We start from the raw sequence: 21,961 nt of genomic DNA, 5'->3' as shown, positions 1-21,961 counted from the left end.
CAGCGGAGCCCGGGCCCGAGCCAGCCGATCGTCGGCCGAAGGAGAAGCGTCGTGGACGTCGTGATCGCAGTGGTCGCGCTGCTCTTCGTGCTGTTCCTGATCCTGGGGGTGTACGCCACGGTGAAGGTCGTCCGGGCCGCCAAGCGGGGAGTGGACCGCACCCTCTCGCAGGCCCGCCGCACGGTGGAGGACACCACGCTCCGCGCGAAGGCGTTCGCACAGGTCGGCACCCCGTCCGAACTGGCCCAGCTGCGCCTGTCGTTGCGCACCTCGATGCGGGCCACGCAGGACGCGCTGCACGCGGGCGTGGTCGAGGACGCCTCCCTCAAGGAGTCCTTGGCCCTCTTCGAGCGGCTCAGCGTCCACGGCCACGAGCTGGACGGCGAACTCGCGCGCCTGGAGCGCGACCCGGACAAAGCGGCGCTGGCCCGGCGACTTCCCGAGCTGCGGGACCGCACCCAGCAGATCACCAAGGCGGCGGACTCGCTGCGCTGGTCGGCCCGCGACCGCGCCCACCGCTTCGCCGGCGACGACCTGGACTCGCTGAGCACCCAGATCGACATGGAGGCGGGCGCCCTGCGGCACTGGACGACGGCGGAGCCGCCGCCCGCGCGGCAGACCCCGCCCGTCTGGCCCGAGGCCGCGCCCGAGCCCGGCAGGAGCACCGAACAGACCTGGTCGGAGCCGCCCGCGGCCGACCGGGACCGGACCAGGCCCGCGATCACTCCGCCCACGGAGCGGGTCGCCCCTCCCTGGGAGAAGAAGGCCAAGCCCGAGAGCACGACCTGATCCGCCGCGTGGGGCGGGGAGCTTCCGGGGCGTCGGGCGTGCAGGGGCCGGGCTGCCGTCCGGCGGTCCAGACAGGTAATCTCCAGCTCATGTCCCGCCATGTCGCGATCGTCACGGATTCAACGGCCTACCTGCCGCAGCGGACGATGGAGCGGCACGGCATCACCGCGGTGCCCCTGACCGTCGTCCTGGGTGACCAGGCGCTGGAGGAGGGCACCGAGATCTCGGCCCGCTCCCTCGCCCAGGCGCTGCAGAAGCGGAAGCCGGTGACCACGTCCCGGCCCAGCCCGCAGATGTTCGCCGACGCCTACCGCGAGGCGGCCGAGGCGGGCGCCGCGGCCATCGTCTCGCTGCACCTGTCCGCCGAGTTCTCCGGCACGTACGACGCCGCGGTCCTCGCCGCGAAGGAAGCGCCGGTGCCGGTGCGGGTCGTGGACACCGGCATGGTCGCGATGGCCCTCGGCTTCTGCGCCCTCTCGGCGGCACAGGCCGCGGAGGCGGGCGAATCGGCGGAGGAAGCGGTGGCCGCCGCGGAGAAGCGGGCCGCGGGAACATCCGCGTACTTCTACGTCGACACCCTGGACTACCTGCGCAGGGGCGGCCGGATCGGCGCCGCGCAGGCGCTGTTGGGCTCCGCGCTCGCCGTGAAGCCGCTGCTGAAGCTGGACGACGGCCGCATCGACATGCTGGAGAAGGTCCGCACGGCCTCGAAGGCCATCGCCCGCCTCGAGGAGATCGTGGTCGAGCGGGCCGGTGCGGGCCAGGTCGACATCGCGGTGCACCACCTGGCGGCACCGGAGCGGGCGGCGGCGCTCGCCGAGCGGCTCAGGGAGCGGGTGCCGGGCCTCGCGGAGCTGCATGTCAGTGAGGTCGGCGCGGTGATCGGGGCGCACACGGGCCCCGGACTCCTCGGGGCCGTGGTCTCGCCCCGGTGACGGAGCGCCACGTTCGGGTGGCCGAGTTATCCACAACTGTCGGGTAATCCACGGGAATTACCCAAGATCAACAACTTTCTCCCGCGGTGCCTACCGTCGTCGGCATGGCACTTCGATCACTTTCCCGGACCCCTTCCGTCACGAGCGGCCCCGGTCGCGGCCCCGCGTCCGACGGCCGCGCGACCCACCGTCACGCCCGCGAGCGGGCCCGCCGCAGGCGCGCCGCGAGGGAGGCGGTGCGGGCGCGGGCGGAGCGGTTGTTCGCCGAGGGGGTGGTGGCGCCGGGGGCGTTGGCGCCGCCTGCTTCTTCCCTTCCGTCCCCGCCCGGGGCGCCGCTCGGGGCGCCGCCCGGGGCCGATCCTGCGCCGACAGCTCTTTCGGGGGCGTTTCCCTACGCGCCGGCAGCTCCTTCCGCGCCGGCAGCTCCTTCCGGGGCGCTTCCCTCCGCTCCGCCTCCGCCTCCGCCTCCGCCTCCGCCTCCGCCTCCGCCTCCGCCTCCGCCTCCGCCTCCGCCTCCGCCTCCGCCTCCGCCTCCGGCTTCGGCTTCCGGCTCCGACCTTGCTTCGGCTTCGGCTCCTGCTGCGGCTCGCGCGTCTTCTCCGGTCCGGTCTTCGGCTCGGTCCTCGTCGGTGGCTTCGCCGTGGCTGGACGTGGCGGGGCCCGACGCGGCGCTGGTGTCTGTGCGGCGGAGGTCTGCGCCGGGCGGGTCGGTGCCGGGCCGGGTGCGGGGAGCAGGGGTGGTGGCGGCGGGGGCGCCTGCGGATGTGGGGGAGGCGGAGAGGGCGGACGTGGCGGATCCGGAGCCTTCGCGCCGGGAGCGGATGGGGCTGGCCGTGCGGGAGCGTCTGCCCGTGTGGCTGCAGGCTCGGTGCGGCTTGGAGCGGCGCGGGGTGATCGCCCTGGTCGGCGTCCTCATGGTCGCCGCGCTCTTCGCCGCGCAGCACTTCTGGACGGGGCGGACCCAGCCCGTGCACCCGCCCGACGTGGTGCGCGAGGCGGGCGCCGCCCCTGCACGCGATGCGGAGCCGGCACCCTCACCGGGGCTCCCCGCGCAGGCGGGCCGGGCCTCGGCGGACGGGCGCGGCGCGGAAGGTGCGGCGGCCGGAGCGGGCGGTGCCGGTGCGGTCGTCGTGGACGTCAGCGGAAAGGTGCGGAGGCCGGGTGTGCACCGGCTGCCCGCCGGGTCCCGGGTGGCCGACGCACTGCGGGCCGCCGGCGGGGTGCGCCCCGGCACGGAGACGGACGGCCTCAACCGCGCGCGGTTCCTTGTGGACGGCGAGCAGGTGGTGGTTGGAGGGCCCGCGGCGGGGGCCGCCCCGGCGACCGGAACCGTCGCCGGGGCGGGCGGAGGATCGGCGGGGACGGGCGGAGCCCGAGGAGCCGGGGCAGTGCCCGCCACGGGCCCGGTCGCGCTGAGCACGGCGACTCCGGAGCAGCTCGACGAACTCCCCGGCGTCGGACCCGTGTTGGCGCAGCACATCATCGACTACCGCACCGAGCACGGCGGTTTCCGTACCGTCGAGGAGCTCCGCGAGGTCAACGGCATCGGTGACCGGCGCTTCGCCGATCTCCAGGATCTCGTACGGCCATGACACGCGCGGCGGTTCACCTCGCGTCGGGTCACCGCCTCGGTGACTCGCACCCCCGCCAGGAGGGCCCGGTCGACCTCAGGCTGGTGCCACCCGCACTCGCGGCCTGGGGGTCGGCAGCACTGATGCTCGACGCCCCGCCGGGCTGGGCGATCGCCACGGTGGCGGTCTGTCTGGGGACGGCCGGAGCGCTGCTGATCACATGGACGGCCCGGGGGAGGGGCAGCCGGGCACGGGCACAGCCGCAGCACACCGCGGCCGCAGCCACCGCATACGGTCCCGGCGGAGGTGCCGACGGGGCGGGCTCGCGGAGATGGGGGCGGCTCTCCGTGGCCGCGGTCCTGCTCTGTGTCGCAGGGGCGACAGGCTCCGCGGCTCTGCACGGCGCGGACCTGCGCCGTGGCCCCGTCCCCGGGCTCGCGGCCCGGTACGCGGAGGTGCGGGCGGACGTGGAGGTCACGTCCGATCCCAGGCGGACCCGGCCCCGAGTGGCCGCCGCTCATGCGATGCCGCCCACCGTCGTCCTGGACGCCGAGACCGTGCGCGTCACGGAGGCGGACGGCACGTCGACGGTGACGCGCACCCCCGTGCTGGTGGTCGTGCGGACCGGGGCCACGCGCTCCGGCCCCGGCGCCGCATGGCTCGCGCTGCTGCCGTCGACCAGGCTGCAGGTGCAGGGGCGGCTGGCGCCGCCGCTGCAGGGAGGGGGCAAGGCCGCCGCGGTGCTGCGGGTGTCCGGGGAGCGGGCGCCCCGCGTGGCCGCCGCGCCGTCGGGAGCGCAGCGGCTGGCCGGGTCATTGCGCAGCGGGCTGCGGGACGCCACGGACGGGCTGCCGGACGACGCCCGCGCGCTGCTTCCCGGGCTGGTCATCGGGGACACCTCGCGGGTGCCCGCGGAGCTGGACCAGGCCTTCCGGGCGACCGACCTCACCCACCTGCTGGCCGTCAGCGGTGCGAACCTCACGATCATCCTGTTCCTGCTCATCGGACCGCCGGGCACCGCCCACCGGGCGGAGCGGCGCGGCCTGGCGCCGAGGCTGGGCCTGCCCCTGCGGACGACCGCGCTGCTCGGCGGGGCCCTGACCCTGGGGTTCGTCATCGTCTGCCGACCTGACCCCAGCGTGCTGCGGGCGGCGGCCTGCGGTCTCGTCGTGCTGCTCGCGATCGCGACCGGGCGGCGCCGCTCCCTCGTCCCCGCGCTGGCCACGGCGGTGCTGCTGCTCGTCCTGTACGACCCGTGGCTGTCCCGGAGTTACGGCTTCCTGCTCTCCGTCCTGGCCACCGGGGCCTTGCTGACGCTCGCGCCGCGGTGGGGCGCCGCACTGCGCGGGCGCGGGGTGCCGGCGCGGCTCGCCGAGGCGCTGGCGGCCGCGGCGGCGGCGCAGGCGGTGTGCGCGCCGGTCGTCGCCGTCCTCGCGGCCCGGGTGAGCCTGGTCGCGGTGCCGTGCAATCTGCTCGCCGAGTTCGCCGTGGCGCCCGCCACCGTGCTCGGTTTCGCGGCGCTGGCCGCCGCACCGGTCGCGATGCCCGTGGCCAAGGGATGTGCCTGGGCGGCGAGTTGGCCCTCCGAGTGGATCGCCGGGATCGCCCGCACGGGGGCGGCGTTGCCCGGCAGCGGGGTCGACTGGCCCGGCGGGTGGCGGGGCGGATGCGCGCTGGCGCTCGTCACCGTCGTCGTGGTCCTGGTGGGGCGCAGGCTCGTGCGGCACCCGTGGCTGGTGGCGGCCTGTGCGCTGCTGCTCTTCCTGGTGGTCGTCCAGCCCCCGCCCGTCACGCGGGTGATCGCGGGGTGGCCGCCCGAGGGCTGGCGGATGGTGATGTGCGACGTGGGCCAGGGCGACGCGATGGTGCTCGCCGCGGGCGACGGCGCGGGAGTGGTAGTCGACGCGGGACCCGACCCGGTGGCGGTCGACCGGTGCCTGCGCTCGCTGGGGGTCACCCGGGTTCCCCTCGTCCTGCTCACCCACTTCCACGCCGACCATGTGGCGGGGCTGCCCGGCGTGCTGCGGGGCCGCTCGGTGGGAGCCGTCCAGACGACGGGCTTCATGGAACCGCCGGAACAGGCCGCGTTCGTGCGGGAGCGGGCCGCGGCTGCGGGGGTTCCGGTGCTGCGGGCGGTTGCGGGGGAGCGGCGTCGTGCGGGTGCCCTGGAGTGGCGGGTGCTCTGGCCTCAGGAGGGGATGCCGGGACCGCGGCCCGAGGGGGCCAACGACGCGAGCGTCACCCTGCTGGTGAGGACGGCGGGGCTGAGCCTGTTGCTGCTGGGGGACCTCGAACCACCGGCCCAGCGTGCGCTGTTGCGTACACCGGCCGCCGCGTCCCTCACCTCGGTGGACGTGCTGAAGGTCGCCCATCATGGTTCGGCCCACCAGGATCCCGGGCTCCTGCGCAGGGCGGCGCCGCGGCTGGCGCTCATCTCCTGCGGCGCCGACAACACGTACGGGCACCCCGCCCCCGTCACGCTGACCGCGTTGCGGGCCGCGGGAGCGCAGGTGCTCCGCACCGACAGGGACGGCGCGATCGCGGTGGTCGCAGGGGGCCCGCGCGCGACGTCCCGGCTGCGGGTGGCCACCCGCCCGCCGTAGAGGAGAGAGGAGGGGAGGGGAGGGGAGGGGAGGGGGCCCAGCCCTGGCCGGGTGAGAGTTGGTGAATTCGGGCCAGTCGCGGCCGATCCCGGCGCATCGTCAGCATTCCCTCGATCTGGGTCCGTGTTGCGTCGAAAGCCGCAACGGTGATCGAATGCCCTTTCGTTGCAGTGTGCAGGTGTTGTTTCAGGGATCGCGGGGGTGTGTCGCACGTGTTCGGCCGTTGGCTGGGAAACCGTACGAATCGGGCCGGGCGGACGGGGCCGTTGTCGGCGCTGACGGTTCCGTCGAGTGCGGGGGTACTCAGCTGCCGGGTGCTCGACCCGGTCAATGAGCCGGTGCGGAACGCGGAGTTCGCGGTCAGCGACGCCATGGGACGCAAGGTCGTCAGCGGGGGCACGGACCCCTTCGGGTCGTTCGTGACGGCCGTGCCCGCGGGGGACTACCGGCTGGCGGTCTCGGCGGAGGGCTTCACCCCGTACCGGGCGAGCGCCACCGTCGGGGAGAACGCGCACGCCTCGCTCGGCGACGTGATGCTCCAGGTCGCCCATCCGCCGACGCTGCCCGAGCCCGGCGACTGGGAGATCGATCCGCTGCACTCGTCGGTGGCGTTCACCGCGCGGCACATCGGACTCGCCCGCATCCGCGGCCGGTTCAACACTTTCGCGGGGGCGATCCGGCTGGGTGAGCGCGTGGAGGACTCGGCGATGCACGTCGTGATCGACGCGGCCTCCATCGACACCGCCGTGCAGATGCGCGACGACCATCTGCGGTCGGGCGACTTCCTCGACGTGGGGCGGTTCCCGACGATGGAGTTCTACGGCGACCGGTTCGTGCACAAGGGCGGCAGCCGCTGGGCGATATCGGGTGGCCTGACGCTGCACGGCGTGACGCGGACGGTCACCCTCGACACCGAGTACCTCGGGGTCGGCACCGGGCTGGAGGGCGAGACCCGGGTGGCCTGCCGGGCCACCACCGAACTGCACCGCGACGACTTCACCATCACGTGGCAGACGATGCTCGCCCGTGGCATCGCGGCCGTCGGGCACAGCATCACCATCGACCTGGACATCCAGATCGTCCCCAAGAGCTGACCTGCCTCCTCGCGGGCAGGCGCCGTATCACGGCGCTTCCAGCCAGCCTTCGTGCTCGGCGGCCAGTGCGTCGAGGGCGGCCGGGTCAAGGCGGGCGTCGGGGTCCTCGACCACGACGAGCCACTGGGCGTCCTCCGCGTCGTCCTCGCCCGCGAGGGCGTCACGGACGAGCTGGGGCTCCTCGGCCACGCCGAACCGGTCGGGGAGTTCTTCGGCCACTTCCTCCGCGGCGTCGCGGTCGGGCAGCACCAGGACATGTCGTACGTCGGTCACGGGCCCATTCTCCGTCACGGCGCCGGTGCGGCGGCGGCCGGGCGGGGCGGGCTGTCAGTGCCGCGTGGGATGCTTGACCGCGATGGCCAGGAAGACAGCTCACGACGATCCGCTCGCTCCGCTCACGCTCGCCGTGGGGCAGGAGGACCTGCTCCTCGACCGCGCCGTGCAGGAGGTGGTCGCGGCCGCCCGCGCCGCCGACGCCGACACGGACGTGCGCGACCTCAGCCCCGACCAGCTGCAGCCCGGCACGCTCGCCGAGCTGACCAGCCCGTCGCTCTTCGCCGAGCGCAAGGTCGTCGTCGTGCGGAACGCGCAGGATCTGTCGGCGGACACGATCAAGGACGTCAAGGCGTATCTCGGGGCGCCCGTCGAGGAGATCACCCTCGTCCTGCTGCACGCGGGCGGCGCCAAGGGCAAGGGCCTGCTCGACGCGGCCCGGAAGGCGGGCGCGCGCGAGGTCGCCTGCCCGAAGATGACCAAGCCCGCGGACCGGCTGTCGTTCGTGCGCGGCGAGTTCCGCACCCTGGGCCGTTCGGCGACGCCCGAGGCGTGCCAGGCCCTGGTCGACTCGATCGGCAGCGACCTGCGGGAGCTCGCCTCCGCCGTCTCCCAGCTGGTGGCGGACGTCGAGGGCACGATCGACGAGGCGATCGTCGGGCGGTACTACACGGGCCGGGCGGAGGCCTCCAGCTTCACGGTGGCCGACCGGGCCGTCGAGGGCCGGGCCGCCGAGGCGCTGGAGGCGCTGCGCTGGTCGCTCGCGACCGGGGTCGCCCCCGTCATGATCACCAGCGCCCTCGCGCAGGGCGTCCGGGCGATCGGCAAGCTCTCCTCCGCGCGCGGCGGACGCCCCGCCGACCTCGCCCGCGAGCTGGGCATGCCGCCCTGGAAGATCGACCGGGTGCGCCAGCAGATGCGCGGCTGGACCCCGGACGGCGTGGCCGCCGCGCTCACCGCGGTCGCCGCGGCCGACGCGGGCGTCAAGGGCGGCGGCGACGACCCGGAGTACGCCCTGGAGAAGGCCGTCGTGGCCATCGCCCGCGCCGCGCGCTCCCGCCGCGGCTGACGAACGCCCCTGGATCCCCAGAAGCCGCGTCCCCCGGGCAGCAGGTATCACCGGCAGCCCGCCAGTCGGCTTCACCGGCGGTCGGCATCACCCGAGCGCGAGCGGAGTCTCGGCAACTCCGCCAACTCCACCAACTCCGTCGCGCCCAAGAACCCCGTCGCACGCAGGCGAAAACCCCGTCGCACGCAAGCGAAAGCCCCGTCCCGTCGACCTGGGGAAGGTCGGGGAACGGGGCTTCCGTTCGAGCTGCTTGGATCCGTACCCGCGTGGCGAACGCAGTCGTGTACGGATCCGGGTGCCGTACGGGAGCGGAAGAGAGGGTCCGCTGGATCCCGTGCCGGCGTCGAATCAAGTGAGTGCCGTCAGCCGTCGAGGACGACCGCCGAGGCGCTCAGCAGAAGGTTCAGCCCTTGAGGGACGAGGCCTTCGAAGCAAGCGCCGACTTCTTGTTGGCGGCCTGGTTCTTGTGGATGACACCCTTGGAGACGGCCTTGTCGAGCTGGCGCGTGGCCTCACGCGTGAGCTCGGCGGCCTTCTGGGCGTCACCGGCGGCAACGGCCTCGCGGGCCTTGCGGATCGCGGTCTTCAGCGAAGACTTGACCGCCTTGTTGCGCTGACGCGCCTTCTCGTTGGTCTTGATCCGCTTGATCTGGGACTTGATGTTCGCCACGAAAGAGCCTTTTCAGGTTCAGGTACTGCAGAGGTACTGCAGATGAGTGTTATGACACGCGCCTCGATGCTTGAGAGGGCTACGAGACACAGCTGTCCACGGTACCAGTCGCCCTCTCACCGGCCCAAACCGAGCCCCCGCCCCCGTCGGCCGAGCCCCCGCTCCTCGTCGCACCGGCCCGGACCGGGCCCCGCACCCCTCTCACCGGCCCACACCGACCGCAGTGCCCCGCCCATGGGACGATGGAACCTACGTATAGATCCGACCCGAGGCGACAGGCGCCTCAAGAGACAGGACCCTGCGTGCCCGCGACCCCTAAGAATGTGCCCGAGCCGAGCCGTACGGACCCGGCGCTGATCCGCAATTTCTGCATCATCGCGCACATCGACCACGGCAAGTCCACGCTCGCCGACCGCATGCTCCAGCTCACCGGTGTGGTGGAGCAGCGGCAGATGCGTGCTCAGTACCTCGACCGCATGGACATCGAGCGCGAGCGCGGCATCACGATCAAGTCCCAGGCGGTGCGTCTGCCCTGGGCCCCTACGGAGGGCCCGGACCAAGGCAGTACGCACATCCTCAACATGATCGACACCCCGGGCCACGTGGACTTCACGTACGAAGTCTCGCGTTCGCTCGCGGCCTGTGAGGGCACGATCCTCCTGGTCGACGCGGCCCAGGGCATCGAGGCGCAGACTCTCGCCAACCTCTACCTGGCGATGGAGAACGACCTCAAGATCATCCCCGTACTGAACAAGATCGACCTGCCGGCCGCGCAGCCCGAGAAGTTCTCCGAGGAGCTCGCCAACCTCATCGGCTGCGAGCCCGAGGACGTCCTGAAGGTCTCCGCCAAGACGGGCATGGGCGTCGAGGCGCTGCTCGACAAGGCCGTCGCCGAGATCCCGCCGCCGGTCGGCGTCGCGGACGCCCCCGCCCGCGCGATGATCTTCGACTCGGTCTACGACTCGTACCGCGGCGTCGTCACGTACGTCCGTGTCGTGGACGGCCAGCTCAACAAGCGCGAGCGGATCCGGATGATGTCCACCGGCGCCACGCACGAGCTCCTGGAGATCGGCGTCTCCTCGCCGGAGATGACCCCGGCCGACGGCATCGGCGTCGGCGAGGTGGGCTACATCATCACCGGCGTGAAGGACGTCCGGCAGTCCAAGGTCGGTGACACGATCACCTCCCTGCACAAGGGGGCGACCGAGGCGCTCGGCGGCTACAAGGACCCCAAGCCGATGGTGTTCTCGGGCCTGTATCCCCTGGACGGCTCGGAGTACCCGGACCTGCGCGAGGCCCTGGACAAGCTGCAGCTCAACGACGCCGCGCTGGTCTACGAGCCCGAGACGTCGGCCGCGCTCGGCTTCGGCTTCCGCGTCGGCTTCCTCGGCCTGCTCCACCTCGACGTGATCCGCGAGCGACTGGAGCGCGAGTTCGGCCTCGACCTGATCGCCACCGCGCCGAACGTGGTCTACCGCGTGATCATGGAGGACGGCGCCGAGCACACGGTCACCAACCCGAGCGAGTTCCCCGAGGGCAAGATCGACCAGGTCTTCGAGCCCGTCGTGCGCGCGACCATCCTCGCGCCCAGCGAGTTCATCGGCTCGATCATGGAGCTGTGCCAGAACCGGCGCGGCGTGATGCTCGGCATGGACTACCTCTCCGAGGACCGCGTCGAGATCCGCTACACGCTGCCGCTCGCCGAGATCGTCTTCGACTTCTTCGACCAGCTGAAGTCCAAGACCCGCGGCTACGCCTCGCTGGACTACGAGCCCACGGGCGAGCAGTCCGCGCAGCTCGTCAAGGTCGACATCCTGCTGCACGGCGACAAGGTCGACGCCTTCTCCGCCGTCACGCACAAGGACCAGGCGTACGCGTACGGCGTCCGGCTCGTCGCCAAGCTGCGCGAGCTCATCCCGCGCCAGGCCTTCGAGGTGCCGGTGCAGGCGGCGATCGGCTCCCGGGTGATCGCCCGCGAGACCATCCGCGCCATCCGCAAGGACGTCCTCGCCAAGTGCTACGGCGGTGACATCTCCCGTAAGCGGAAGCTGCTGGAGAAGCAGAAGGAAGGCAAGAAGCGGATGAAGATGGTCGGCTCCGTGGAGGTCCCGCAGGAGGCCTTCATCGCGGTGCTGTCCAGCGACGACAGCGGCCCCGGCAAGGCGGCCAAGAAGTAGGTCCGGGCGCTGCCCCGCGGCGCTGCGCAAGGCGCCCGTCCACACTCTGGACGGGCGCCTTGCGCGTACGGCGGACAGGGCCTGACCCGCCCCGTCCGCCCGGCGCCCCGTCCGGCACGGAACGTGCCCTATGTCACTCGCGTCACGGCGTGCCGAAAGGGGCCCGCGGCGCTCCCGGGCGACGGGCCCGTTCCGTATGGGTGTCTGTAGGAAGTGACAGGCAGCAGCCCCTTACGCGCCGGGCGCCGGAGCTTTACTCTGATCACCACTCGTAGGTTACTCGCAAGTTAAACAAGTAGCCGACAGGGATGTAAGAAGCAGCCGCCAGCCAGTTCGCCGCACTGACGTGGGCCCGGAGGATGTCGTGAGCGACACACAGACCTTGATCGAGAACCGTCCGCCCTCCGTGGCGCACCTCCTCCTGGAGCGCGTGGCGGCCACGCCGGACGCCGAGGCCTATCGCTACCCCGTCCCGGCGGCCTCCGGCGAGGGCCCCGACGAGTGGAAGTCGCTGAGCTGGGCGCAGGCCGCCGACCGCGTGCACGCCATCGCGGCCGGTCTGATCGACCTCGGTCTGGCGGCCGAGGACCGGGTCGCCCTCGCCTCGTCCACCCGGGTCGAGTGGATCCTGTGCGACCTGGCCATCATGTGCGCGGGCGCGGCCACCACGACCGTCTACCCGCAGACCAACGCCGAGGAGTCGGCGTACATCCTGGCCGACTCCGGCAGCCGCGTGCTGATCGCCGAGGACGCGGCCCAGCTCGCCAAGGCCCGCGAGAAGCGCGCCGAGCTGCCCGAGCTCGCGCACGTCGTGGTGCTCGACCCGGCGGGCGCCGGGCCCGCCGAGGGCGACCCCGAAGGCTGGCTGCTCACCCTCGCCGACCTGGAGACCCGCGGCGCCGCGCACCTGGAGAAGAACCCGGGGCTCATCAAGGAGCGGATCGCGGCGATCACCGCCGACCAGCTCGCCACGATCATCTACACCTCCGGCACCACCGGCCGCCCCAAGGGCGTGCGCCTGCCGCAGGACAACTGGTCGTACATGGCCAAGGCCATCGCGGCGACCGGCCTGCTCGGCCCGGACGACGTGCAGTACCTGTGGCTGCCGCTCGCGCACGTGTTCGGCAAGGTGCTGACCTCCGGGCAGATCGAGCTCGGGCACGTCACCGCCGTCGACGGCCGCGTCGACAAGATCATCGAGAACCTGCCGGTGGTCCAGCCGACGTACATGGCCGCCGTGCCCCGCATCTTCGAGAAGGTCTACAACGGCGTCGCCGCCAAGGCGCGGGCCGGCGGCGGGGCCAAGTACAAGATCTTCCAGTGGGCCGCCGGGGTCTCCCGCGAGTACGCGAAGGTCAGCCAGGACAACTTCCGCAGGACCGGCAGCGCGTCGGTGCCCTTCGCGCTCGGCGCCAAGCACAAGGTCGCCGACACGCTCGTCTACTCCAAGCTGCGCGAGGCCTTCGGCGGGCGGCTGCGCGCCGCCGTCTCCGGCTCCGCCGCGCTCGCCCCCGAGATCGGCTACTTCTTCGCGGGCGCCGGCATCCACATCCTGGAGGGGTACGGCCTGACCGAGTCCTCCGCGGCCTCCTTCGTGAACCCGGGCGAGGCCTACCGCACGGGCACCGTCGGCAAGCCGCTGCCCGGCACCGAGGTACGGATCGCCGACGACGGCGAGATCCTGCTGCGCGGCCCCGGCATCATGGAGGGCTACCACGGGCTGCCCGAGAAGACGGCCGAGGTCCTGGAGTCCGACGGCTGGTTCCACACCGGCGACATCGGCGAGCTGTCCGTCGACGGCTATCTGCGGATCACCGACCGCAAGAAGGACCTGATCAAGACGTCCGGCGGCAAGTACATCGCGCCCGCCGAGGTCGAGGGCCAGTTCAAGGCCGTCTGCCCCTATGTCTCCAACATCCTCGTGCACGGCGCCGACCGGAACTTCTGCACCGCCCTGATCGCGCTCGACGAGCCCGCCATCCTGGACTGGGCCAAGGAGAACGGCCAGGAGGGCAGGTCCTACGCGGAGGTCTGCGCGAACCCCGCGACCGTCGAGCTCGTCGAGGGCTATGTGCGCGAGCTCAACGAGGGCCTCCAGCGCTGGCAGACCATCAAGAAGTTCCGGCTCCTGCCGCGCGACCTGGACGTCGAGCACGGCGAGCTGACGCCCAGCCTCAAGCTGAAGCGCCCGGTGGTCGAGCGGGAGTACAAGCACCTGATCGAGGAGATGTACGCGGGCTCGCGCGAGGCCTGAGCGGCGCGGCGGCGGAGCCGCCCGCGGGCGGGGCGTCGCGGCAGTCCCTAGACGCCCCGCCCGCGGCGCATCTCCTGCACCAGTTCCTCCATGTGCGTCACGTGGCGGCGCAGTTCGAGCACGTCCTTCAGGCTGCTCGCGGCCATGTGGGTCTCGATCGCGGACAGGCGCGCCGCCAGCTCGTCGAACTGGCGCTGCTCGCGGGCCAGTATGCGTTCCAGCTGCCGGTTCTTGCGGTGCAGCTCCAGGAAGACGGTGACCTTGGCGCGCAGCACCCACGGGTCGAACGGCTTGGTCAGGTAGTCGGCGGCGCCCGTCGCGTAGCCGCGGAAGGCGTAGCCCGCGTCGTTGTCGGTGCCGGTCAGGAAGATGATCGGCACGTCCTTGGTCTGGTCGAGCCGTTTGATGTTGGACGCGGTCTCGAAGCCGTCCATGCCGGGCATGCGGACGTCCAGCAGGATCACGGCGAATCGTTGCCGCAGGATCGCCTTCATCGCCTCCTCGCCGGAACGGGCGCGCACCAGCGGCTCGTTCAGCGATCCGAGGACGGCCTCGAGTGCCATCAGGTTGTCCTCCATGTCGTCGACGAGGAGGATGCTCGCGCGGTTGTCGGTCGTGGCCTCAGCGCTCATGGTGACGGTGCCTCACTCGGTTGCCGGCGGAACATCCTTCTCCCCAGGTGTGCTCGGCTGCTCCGTGGCGACGGATTCTGGGTCGGGGGACGTGGCCTCCCCGCCGTCGTCCGCGCCCTCGGGGTCCAGGAGGGCACAGACGACACCGAGCAGCTGATCCACGTCCACGGGTTTGGGTACGTAGTCGGTGGCGCCCTCCGAGATGGCCTTCTCCCGGTCGCCCGGCATGGCCTTCGCGGTGAGCGCGACGATCGGCAGGCCCTGCCAGCGGGGGCTGCGGCGGATGGCCGCCATCGTCTCGTAACCGTCCATCTCCGGCATCATGATGTCCATCAGCACGAGGTCGACGTCCGGATTGCGCTCCAGCGTCTCGATGCCCTCGCGGCCGTTCTCCGCGTACAGGACGGGCATGCCCACCCTGCTCAGGACGTGCGTGAGGGCGAAGACGTTGCGGATGTCGTCGTCCACGATGAGCACCCGGCGGCCCGGGAGTATCCGCCCGGCACGCCCCTCCTTCCACTCCTCCAGCTTGGTGGGGGTGGGCCAGCTGTCGTCGGGCTCCAGGGTGGTGTGCGGGCGCAGCGCGGCCTGCTCCAGGGGCTCCGGCAGGTGCTGGGTGTGGGCGGCGGCGTACGCGATGGCGGCCGCGCCGTGGCCCGGGTGCACCACGGGGACGTACAGCGCGAACGTCGAACCCTGGCCGGGGCGGCTGGAGGCGGTGATCCGGCCGCCGAGCAGGCCCGCGATCTCGCGGCTGATGGAGAGCCCGAGGCCGGTGCCGCCGTACTTGCGGTTGGTGGTGCCGTCGGCCTGCTGGAACGCCTCGAAGATCACCGGGAGCTGCTCGGCGGGGATGCCGATGCCGGTGTCGCTGACGGCGAAGCAGAGCAGGTCGTCGTTGTCGTGCAGGAGCCGGTCCACCGCGGTGTCCTTCACCCGGCTGACCCGCAGCTCGATGCTGCCCGCCGAGGTGAACTTGACCGCGTTCGACAGGAGGTTGCGCAGGATCTGCTGCAGGCGCTGCTCGTCGGAGAACATCTCGCGCGGCACGTCCTCGCCGACCGACACGTCGAAGGCGAGACCGCGGTCCAGGGTGAGCGGGCGGAAGGTCGCGTGGACGTAGTCGAGGACCTTGATGAGCGGGAGCTTCTTGGGGCGCACGTCCATCCGGCCCGCCTCGATCTTCGACAGGTCCAGGATGTCGTTGATGAGCTGCAGCAGGTCGGAGCCGGAGCGGTGGATCGTCGTCGCGAACTGCACCTCCTGGTCGGAGAGGTGGTCGTCGGGGTTGTCGGAGAGCAGCCGGGCCAGGATCAGCAGGGAGTTGAGCGGGGTGCGCAGCTCGTGCGACATGTTCGCCAGGAACTCCGACTTGTACTGCGAGCTCGTGGCGAGCAGGGCGGCCTTCTCCTCCAGCTCCGCGTTCGAGCGGCGCAGCTCCGCCTGCTGGCGCTGCAGTTCGTCCGAGCGCTCCTGGAGCTGGGTGGCGAGCCGCTGCGACTCGCCGAGCAGCGACTCCGTGCGGGAGTTGGCGATGATGGTGTTGATGGCGACGCCGATGGTGTTCACGAACTGGTCGAAGAAGGCCAGGTGGACGTCGGAGAAGCGGGAGAACGTCGCCAGCTCGATCACGCCGAGCAGCTTGTCCTCGAAGAGGATCGGGATGATGACGACCGACGCGGGCGCGGCGTCCCCGAGACCCGAATGGATCTTGATGTAGTCCGGCGGGACCTCCTCGACCAGGATGCGCTTCTTCTCCAGCGCCGCCTGGCGCACCAGGCCCTGCGCGGGCATCCCGCCGGTGTCGACGACCGAGCCCTGCGCCGAGCCGTACCCCGCGATGAACGCCAGGCCCTTGGCCGGGACCTGGGCCGGCGAGTCCGCGGTGTCCGGGTCGGCCAGGAAGAACGCGCCGTACTGGGCGTTCACCAGCGGGGTCAGCTCGCGCAGGATCAGGTCGGCGACCTCCATCAGGTCGCGGTGGCCCTGCATCAGACCCGCCAGCCGGGCGAGGTTGGACTCCAGCCAGTCCTTGGCGCGGGTGGTCTCGCGCAGGTTGGAGACCATCAGGTTGATGTTGTCCTTGAGCTCGGAGACCTCGCCGCGCGTCTCGACGGTGATGGCGCGGGTCATGTCGCCCTGCGCCACCGCGGAGGCCACCTCGGCGATGGCGCGGACCTGCGTGGTCAGGTTCAGCGCGAGCTCGTTCACGTTCGTCGTCAGGCGCTTCCACGTGCCGTAGACGCCCTCGACGCGGGCCTGGCCGCCCAGTTGGCCCTCGGAGCCCACCTCGCGGGCCACCCGGGTGACCTCGGAGGAGAACGAGGACAGCGTGTCCACCATGGTGTTGATGGTGGTCTTCAGCTCCAGGATCTCGCCGCGCGCGTCCACGTCGATCTTCTTGGACAGGTCGCCCTGGGCCACCGCCGTCGCGACCTGCGCGATGTTGCGGACCTGGCCGGTGAGGTTGTCCGCCATGTAGTTGACGTTGTCGGTGAGGTCCTTCCACACGCCCGACACGCCGAGCACCTGGGCCCGCCCGCCCAGCCGGCCGTCCGTGCCGACCTCGCGGGCCACCCGGGTCACCTCGTCGGCGAAGGCACGCAACTGCTCCACCATCGTGTTGACGGTGTCCTTCAGCTCCAGGATCTCGCCTCGCGCCGTGACCGTGATCATCTTGGACAGGTCGCCGTTGGCGACGGCGGTGGTGACCTGGGCGATGTTGCGGACCTGGGAGGTGAGGTTCGACGCCATGAAGTTGACGTTGTCGGTGAGGTCCTTCCACACGCCCGACACGCCCCGCACCTGGGCCTGACCGCCGAGGTTGCCCTCGGTGCCGACCTCGCGGGCCACCCGGGTCACCTCGTCGGCGAACGCGGACAGCTGGTCGACCATCGTGTTGATCGTCGACTTCAGCTCCAGGATCTCGCCCTTCGCCTCCACGGTGATCTTCTTGCCGAGGTCGCCCTGGGCCACCGCCGTCGACACCAGCGCGATGTTGCGGACCTGGGAGGTGAGGTTGTCCGCCATGAAGTTGACGTTGTCGGTGAGGTCCTTCCACACCCCCGACACGCCCCGCACCTGGGCGCGCCCGCCCAGGTTGCCCTCGGTGCCGACCTCGCGGGCCACCCGGGTCACCTCGTCGGCGAACGCGGACAGCTGGTCGACCATCGTGTTCACCGTCGACTTCAGTTCCAGGATCTCGCCCCGGGCGTCGACGGTGATCTTCTGGCTCAGGTCGCCGTTGGCGACGGCAGTGGTGACCTGGGCGATGTTGCGGACCTGGGAGGTGAGGTTCGACGCCATGAAGTTGACGTTGTCGGTGAGGTCCTTCCACACCCCCGACACGCCCCGGGCCTGCGCCCGGCCGCCCAACTGGCCCTCCGTGCCCACCTCACGGGCGACCCGCGTCACCTCCGCGGCGAACGCCGAGAGCTGCTCGACCATGGTGTTGACGGTCAGCTTCAGCTCGAGGAGCTCGCCCGTCGCCTCCACCGTGACCGTCCGCGTCAGGTCGCCCTGCGCCACCGCCGTGGTCACCAGGGCGATGTCACGCACCTGGGCGGTGAGCCGCGCCGCCATCGTGTTGACGGCCTCGGTCACGTCCCGCCAACTGCCCGAGAGACCGCGCACCTTGGCGCGCCCGCCGAGCCGCCCCTCCGTGCCGACCTCGCGGGCCACGCGCGTGACCTCGCCCGTGAAGAGCGACAGCTGGTCGACCATCGTGTTGACCGCCCGGCCGAGCCGCCGCAGATCCCCGCGCAGCTCACGGGTGCCGTCGTGCAGGTCGACGCGCTGCGTCAGATCGCCGCCCGCCACCGCGTTCAGCACCCGGGTCGCGTTCGCCGCCGGGGCGACCACCGCGTCCAGCAGGGTGTTGGCCTCCGCCACCCGCGCCGCCCACCTGCCCTGCCCCGGACTCGCCGAGAACCGCTCGTCGAGCCGCCCGTGCCGGATGATCTCCCGGCGTACGCGGATCAGTTCCCCGTCGAAGTGCAGCGAACGGTCGAGCATCTCGTTGAACACCGAGTACAACTCGGCGGTGATGCCCTCACCGACCGGGGGGACCTTGGTGAAGTCGCCGTCCCGCGCGGCACGCATGGCGGCGAGCAGCGGGCGCAGTTGGGAGTTGGCCGAATCCGGGTCGGTGACATCGGGCCCGACGTTCTGCGCCGGCACCGGAATCCGGTCGTGGCCGAGCGCAGGCATAGCACTGTTCTCACTCATAACGGCCCACTTCAGTAACTCGGTGCTTATGGGCGTGGTCAGTCTGTCACTCTGTCGGTGTCGCCTGAGGCGTATTCGCCCGAACTGCTCAGGAGCCGCACCGTGGGGTCCATTCCGATGCAACGGGAGACCGATTTTCGTGCCTCCGCCACGGCCCCGGACCGCGCCGGGCCACCGGCGGTGGTGCGTACGTCGCTGCCCGGAAATCCACTGGCGCCCGCCGCCGCACGCAGGTTCGTGCGGGCGGCGCTCGCCGACTGGACCGAGCTGGGCGTGCCCGCGGCCGCCGGCTTCACCGAGCGGCTCGCCGACGACTCGGTGCTCCTCGTCAGCGAGTTGGTGACCAACGCCGTCGTCCACGCGGGCACCGCCGTCGAGCTCGTCTGCCGGCTCGACGCGTCGCCCGGCGACACCACGGACTTCCTCGTCATCGAGGTCTCCGACCACCACCCCTCCCGCGCCGTCCGCGGCGAGCAGCTCCCGCAGGCCGCCGGCACCCCCGAGTACGGCCGCGGCCTGCACCTCGTCGCGACCCTCTCCGAGTCCTGGGGCATCACCTACCGCACCGGCACCAAGACGGTCTGGGCCCGGCTGCCCGTCGACGGCGTCCATGCCGTCGACGAGATCGAGACGTACGCGAGCGAACAGGCGACGCAGCGCGGACTGCGCGCCGCCGAGATCCTCGCGCCGCTGCCCAAGCGGGCCTCGCACGACACGGAATGGGTCAACCGCGGCGCGCTCACCTTCCTCGCCGAGGCCTCCGACCTGCTCGCCGGACAGTTCGACGAGGACCTGGTCGCCGCCCTCGCCGGGCAGCTGCTCGTGCCGCGCCTCGCGGACTGGTGCGCGGTGTGGCTCGACGACGCCTCGGAGGGGTCCGCGCGCGGCCCCGCGGATGCGCCGGGGGCGCGCCTCGCCCGGGTGTGGCACAGCAGCGAGCACCGCATAGAGGAACTCCGCCGGGTCCTGGAGAAGGAGCCGCCCCGGCTGCCCGACGCGGCGGGCACCGGCGCCTTCCCCGTCCCCTGGCCCGGCGAGGCGCTGGCCGGCGGCGGGTCCGGCGCGGCCCTCGCGTACCGCCTCACCGCGGGCGGACGCGCCCTCGGCACGCTCCTCATCGGCCGCGCCGGGCTCATCCGGTTCGCCGACGAGATCACCGGGCTCGTCGAGGACTTCAGCCGTCGCGTGGCCCTCGCGATCAGCACGGCCCGCCGCTACCAGCGCCAGGCCAACATCAGCCAGGTCCTCCAGCGCGGGCTGTTGCCCAGCAAGGTCGCGGAGATCCCCGGCGTGGAGAGCGGCATCGTCTACGAGCCGCGGGACAAGGGCGGCCCCGGCGGCGACTTCTACGACGTCTTCCAGGCGGGCGACAACCGCTGGTGCTTCGCGCTCGGCGACGTCCAGGGCAAGGGGCCCGAGGCCGCCGTCGTCATCGGCCTCGCCCGCCCCTGGCTGCGGCTGCTCGCCCGCGAGGGCTACCAGGTCGCGGAGGTCCTCGACCGCCTCAACCAGCTCCTGCTCGACGACGCCACCGAGGCGGCGGACGCGGCGGCGGCGGTCGTCGCCGTCGCCGGCGGCCAGGGCGTGCCGCCCGACGGGCCCACCTCGCGCTTCCTCTCCCTCCTGTACGGGGAGCTCGTCCCCTACGACGGGGGCGTGCACTGCACCATCGCCTCCGCCGGGCACCCGCTGCCGCTCCTCATGTCCGCCGACGGCGCGGTGCGGGAGGCGGCGAGCCCGCAGATGCTGCTCGGGGTCGTCGACGACGAGACGTACACGAGCGAGAGCCTGGACCTGCGGAGCGGCGAGACGCTCCTGTGCGTCACGGACGGCGTCACCGAGCGGCGCTCGGGCCACCTCCAGTTCGACGACGCGAACGGCCTCGCGGACGCGCTGGCCGGCTGCGCCGGGCTCGACGCGGCTCTGGTGGCGGAGCGGATCCGGCGGCTCGTGCACGAGTTCTCCGACCGGCCGCCGGACGACGATCTGGCGCTTCTGGTGCTGCGAGCGCGGTGACGATACCTCTGCGGGTGAGGTGGGGTGGGGTGGGGGCTGGGGGCGGCTGTGTGTGGGCGGGTTGCAGGCTGATCGTTGCGGCTGGGGGCTGGGGGCTGGGGGCTGGGGGCCTGTGCTTGTGCCTGTGGGTGTGGGGGCGGTGAGGGTGTGCTGTGCGGGACAATCGAAGGTATGCCTTCCGCACTGCCCGATGGTGAGCCCATGCCCGAGGACGGGGCGCTGCCCGCGTCCGCCCTGGTCGGCGCGGCCTCCCGGCCCCTCGGCTTCTATCTGCACGTCCCGTACTGCGCCACGCGCTGCGGCTACTGCGACTTCAACACCTACACCGCGACCGAGCTGCGCGGCTCCGGCGGTGTGCTCGCCTCCCGCGACAACTACGCGGACACCCTGACCGACGAGGTGCGGCTCGCCCGCAAGGTCCTCGGGGACGATCCGCGGCCGGTGCGGACCGTGTTCGTCGGCGGCGGTACGCCGACGCTGCTCGCCGCGGGCGACCTCGTGCGCATGCTCGCCGCCGTGCGGGACGAGTTCGGGCTCGCGGACGACGCGGAGATCACCACCGAGGCGAATCCCGAGTCGGTCGACGCGGCGTACCTCGCCGAGCTGCGGGAGGGCGGCTTCAACCGGATCTCCTTCGGCATGCAGAGCGCCCGGCAGCACGTCCTGAAGGTGCTCGACCGCACGCACACGCCCGGGCGGCCCGAGGCGTGCGTGGCCGAGGCGCGGGCGGCGGGCTTCGAGCACGTGAACCTCGACCTGATCTACGGCACGCCGGGGGAGAGCGACGACGACTGGCGGGCCTCGCTGGACGCGGCGATCGGCGCCGGGCCCGACCACGTGAGCGCGTACGCGCTGATCGTCGAGGAGGGTACGCAGCTGGCGCGGCGGATCCGGCGGGGGGAGGTGCCGATGACCGACGACGACGTGCACGCGGACCGGTACCTGATCGCGGACGAGGTGCTGGGGGGTGCGGGGTTCGACTGGTACGAGGTGTCCAACTGGGCCACGTCCGAGGCGGGGCGGTGCCTGCACAACGAGCTGTACTGGCGGGGGGCCGACTGGTGGGGTGCCGGGCCCGGTGCGCACAGTCACGTGGGCGGGGTGCGGTGGTGGAACGTCAAGCATCCCGGGGCGTACGCCGGGGCGCTCGCGGGTGGGGGGTCGCCCGGGGCCGGGCGGGAAGTGCTGAGCGCGGAGGACCGGCGGGTGGAGCGGATCCTTCTCGAGCTGCGGTTGCGGGAGGGGTGTCCGGTGTCGTTGCTGCGCGAGGCGGGGGTTGCGGCGGCGCGGAGGGCGGTGTCTGAGGGGTTGCTGGAGGGCGGGGCGTTCGGGGAGGGGCGGGCGGTGTTGACGTTGCGGGGGCGGTTGCTGGCGGATGCGGTGGTCCGGGACCTGGTGGATTAGGGCCGGCCGTCCGCGCCCCGGCTGGGTTCGTGGGGCGGGGCCGCGGGGGTATGTGCGTACTCGCTATCCCTGCGCCCCGCTGCACGAACAAAGGCGCCATTGTTTCCTCGGTGCTCCGTGCGCACATACCCCCACGTCCCCTCCGGCCGGTTGGGCGGGTGCGGCCCGGCGTGGCCTGATCCACAAGTCCCCTCGACGGGTGGGTGGGGGAGTTCCCCACCCACCCGCCCCCACCCGACATCAGAGC

General features: G+C 72.3%; 14 protein-coding genes. 10 read left to right on the top strand and 4 right to left on the bottom strand.

Translation table 11 applies throughout. From position 1 onward, the window contains the following. The first annotated feature begins 51 nt into the window (after nt 1-51). The 5 genes from ACFYXE_RS14435 to ACFYXE_RS14415 all read left to right on the top strand — a co-directional run bounded on the left by ACFYXE_RS14435 (nt 52) and on the right by ACFYXE_RS14415 (nt 6,992). Nucleotides 52-789, top strand: coding sequence for a hypothetical protein (locus ACFYXE_RS14435; RefSeq protein WP_389312309.1), 738 nt, complete (start codon nt 52-54; stop codon nt 787-789). A gap of 89 nt (nt 790-878) precedes the next feature. Further along, nucleotides 879-1,724: a DegV family protein gene (locus tag ACFYXE_RS14430; RefSeq protein WP_389312307.1), complete on the top strand. Its 846-nt coding sequence runs from the start codon at nt 879-881 to the stop codon at nt 1,722-1,724. Between the two features lie 788 nt (nt 1,725-2,512). Beyond that, nucleotides 2,513-3,316 (top strand): helix-hairpin-helix domain-containing protein, encoded by an 804-nt coding sequence (locus ACFYXE_RS14425; protein ID WP_389312305.1) that lies wholly within the window; start codon nt 2,513-2,515, stop codon nt 3,314-3,316. Beyond that, nucleotides 3,313-5,898, top strand: coding sequence for a ComEC/Rec2 family competence protein (locus tag ACFYXE_RS14420; protein ID WP_389312303.1), 2,586 nt, complete (start codon nt 3,313-3,315; stop codon nt 5,896-5,898). Before ACFYXE_RS14425 ends, ACFYXE_RS14420 begins: the two co-directional genes overlap by 4 nt. A 212-nt stretch (nt 5,899-6,110) precedes the next feature. Beyond that, the gene (locus ACFYXE_RS14415) at nt 6,111-6,992 is read left to right on the top strand and encodes a YceI family protein (protein ID WP_389312572.1); all 882 of its coding nucleotides are present in this window, start codon (nt 6,111-6,113) and stop codon (nt 6,990-6,992) included. Between the two features lie 27 nt (nt 6,993-7,019). Here the strand turns inward: ACFYXE_RS14415 and ACFYXE_RS14410 are convergent, their stop codons facing one another. Then, nucleotides 7,020-7,265 carry a hypothetical protein gene (locus ACFYXE_RS14410; RefSeq protein ID WP_389312301.1) on the bottom strand — a complete coding sequence of 82 codons (246 nt, stop codon included), beginning with the start codon at nt 7,263-7,265 and terminating at the stop codon, nt 7,020-7,022. Nucleotides 7,266-7,347: 82 nt separating this feature from the next. Between ACFYXE_RS14410 and holA the strand changes: the two genes are divergently transcribed. Next, a complete protein-coding gene (gene holA, locus ACFYXE_RS14405; RefSeq protein ID WP_389312299.1) occupies nt 7,348-8,334 on the top strand; it encodes a DNA polymerase III subunit delta in 987 nt (328 codons plus the stop codon). A gap of 403 nt (nt 8,335-8,737) precedes the next feature. On the opposite strand, the gene rpsT is transcribed toward holA, so the two are convergent. Continuing rightward, nucleotides 8,738-9,004 (bottom strand): 30S ribosomal protein S20, encoded by a 267-nt coding sequence (gene rpsT / locus ACFYXE_RS14400; RefSeq protein WP_361173699.1) that lies wholly within the window; start codon nt 9,002-9,004, stop codon nt 8,738-8,740. 302 nt (nt 9,005-9,306) lie between these two features. On the opposite strand from rpsT, the gene lepA reads away from it, so the two are divergent. Further along, nucleotides 9,307-11,181, top strand: a complete 1,875-nt coding sequence (gene lepA / locus ACFYXE_RS14395) for a translation elongation factor 4 (RefSeq protein ID WP_361173702.1) — start codon at nt 9,307-9,309, stop codon at nt 11,179-11,181. A 364-nt stretch (nt 11,182-11,545) separates the two neighbouring features. Then, the gene (locus tag ACFYXE_RS14390; RefSeq protein ID WP_361173705.1) at nt 11,546-13,435 is read left to right on the top strand and encodes a long-chain fatty acid--CoA ligase; all 1,890 of its coding nucleotides are present in this window, start codon (nt 11,546-11,548) and stop codon (nt 13,433-13,435) included. A gap of 47 nt (nt 13,436-13,482) precedes the next feature. On the opposite strand, the gene ACFYXE_RS14385 is transcribed toward ACFYXE_RS14390, so the two are convergent. Further along, complete coding sequence (locus ACFYXE_RS14385) at nt 13,483-14,067, bottom strand: two-component system response regulator (protein WP_306334279.1); 585 nt, start codon at nt 14,065-14,067, stop codon at nt 13,483-13,485. A 12-nt stretch (nt 14,068-14,079) separates the two neighbouring features. After that, the gene (locus tag ACFYXE_RS14380; RefSeq protein ID WP_389312570.1) at nt 14,080-18,168 is read right to left on the bottom strand and encodes a HAMP domain-containing protein; all 4,089 of its coding nucleotides are present in this window, start codon (nt 18,166-18,168) and stop codon (nt 14,080-14,082) included. A gap of 228 nt (nt 18,169-18,396) precedes the next feature. Here ACFYXE_RS14380 and ACFYXE_RS14375 point away from each other — a divergent pair, with 228 nt between their 5' ends. Further along, entirely contained in the window at nt 18,397-20,310 is a 1,914-nt protein-coding gene (locus tag ACFYXE_RS14375; RefSeq protein WP_389312296.1) for a SpoIIE family protein phosphatase, read from the top strand. 171 nt (nt 20,311-20,481) lie between these two features. Continuing rightward, on the top strand, nt 20,482-21,714 hold the full coding sequence (gene hemW / locus ACFYXE_RS14370; RefSeq protein WP_361173708.1) for a radical SAM family heme chaperone HemW: 1,233 nt from the start codon (nt 20,482-20,484) through the stop codon (nt 21,712-21,714). Nucleotides 21,715-21,961: the final 247 nt, after the last annotated feature.

Origin of the sequence: Streptomyces sp. NPDC002564 (assembly GCF_042889645.1) — a bacterium.
Classification (GTDB): domain Bacteria; phylum Actinomycetota; class Actinomycetes; order Streptomycetales; family Streptomycetaceae; genus Streptomyces.
Note: the sequence above shows the minus strand (reverse complement) of the source record. Positions and strands in the feature narration are given on the sequence as shown.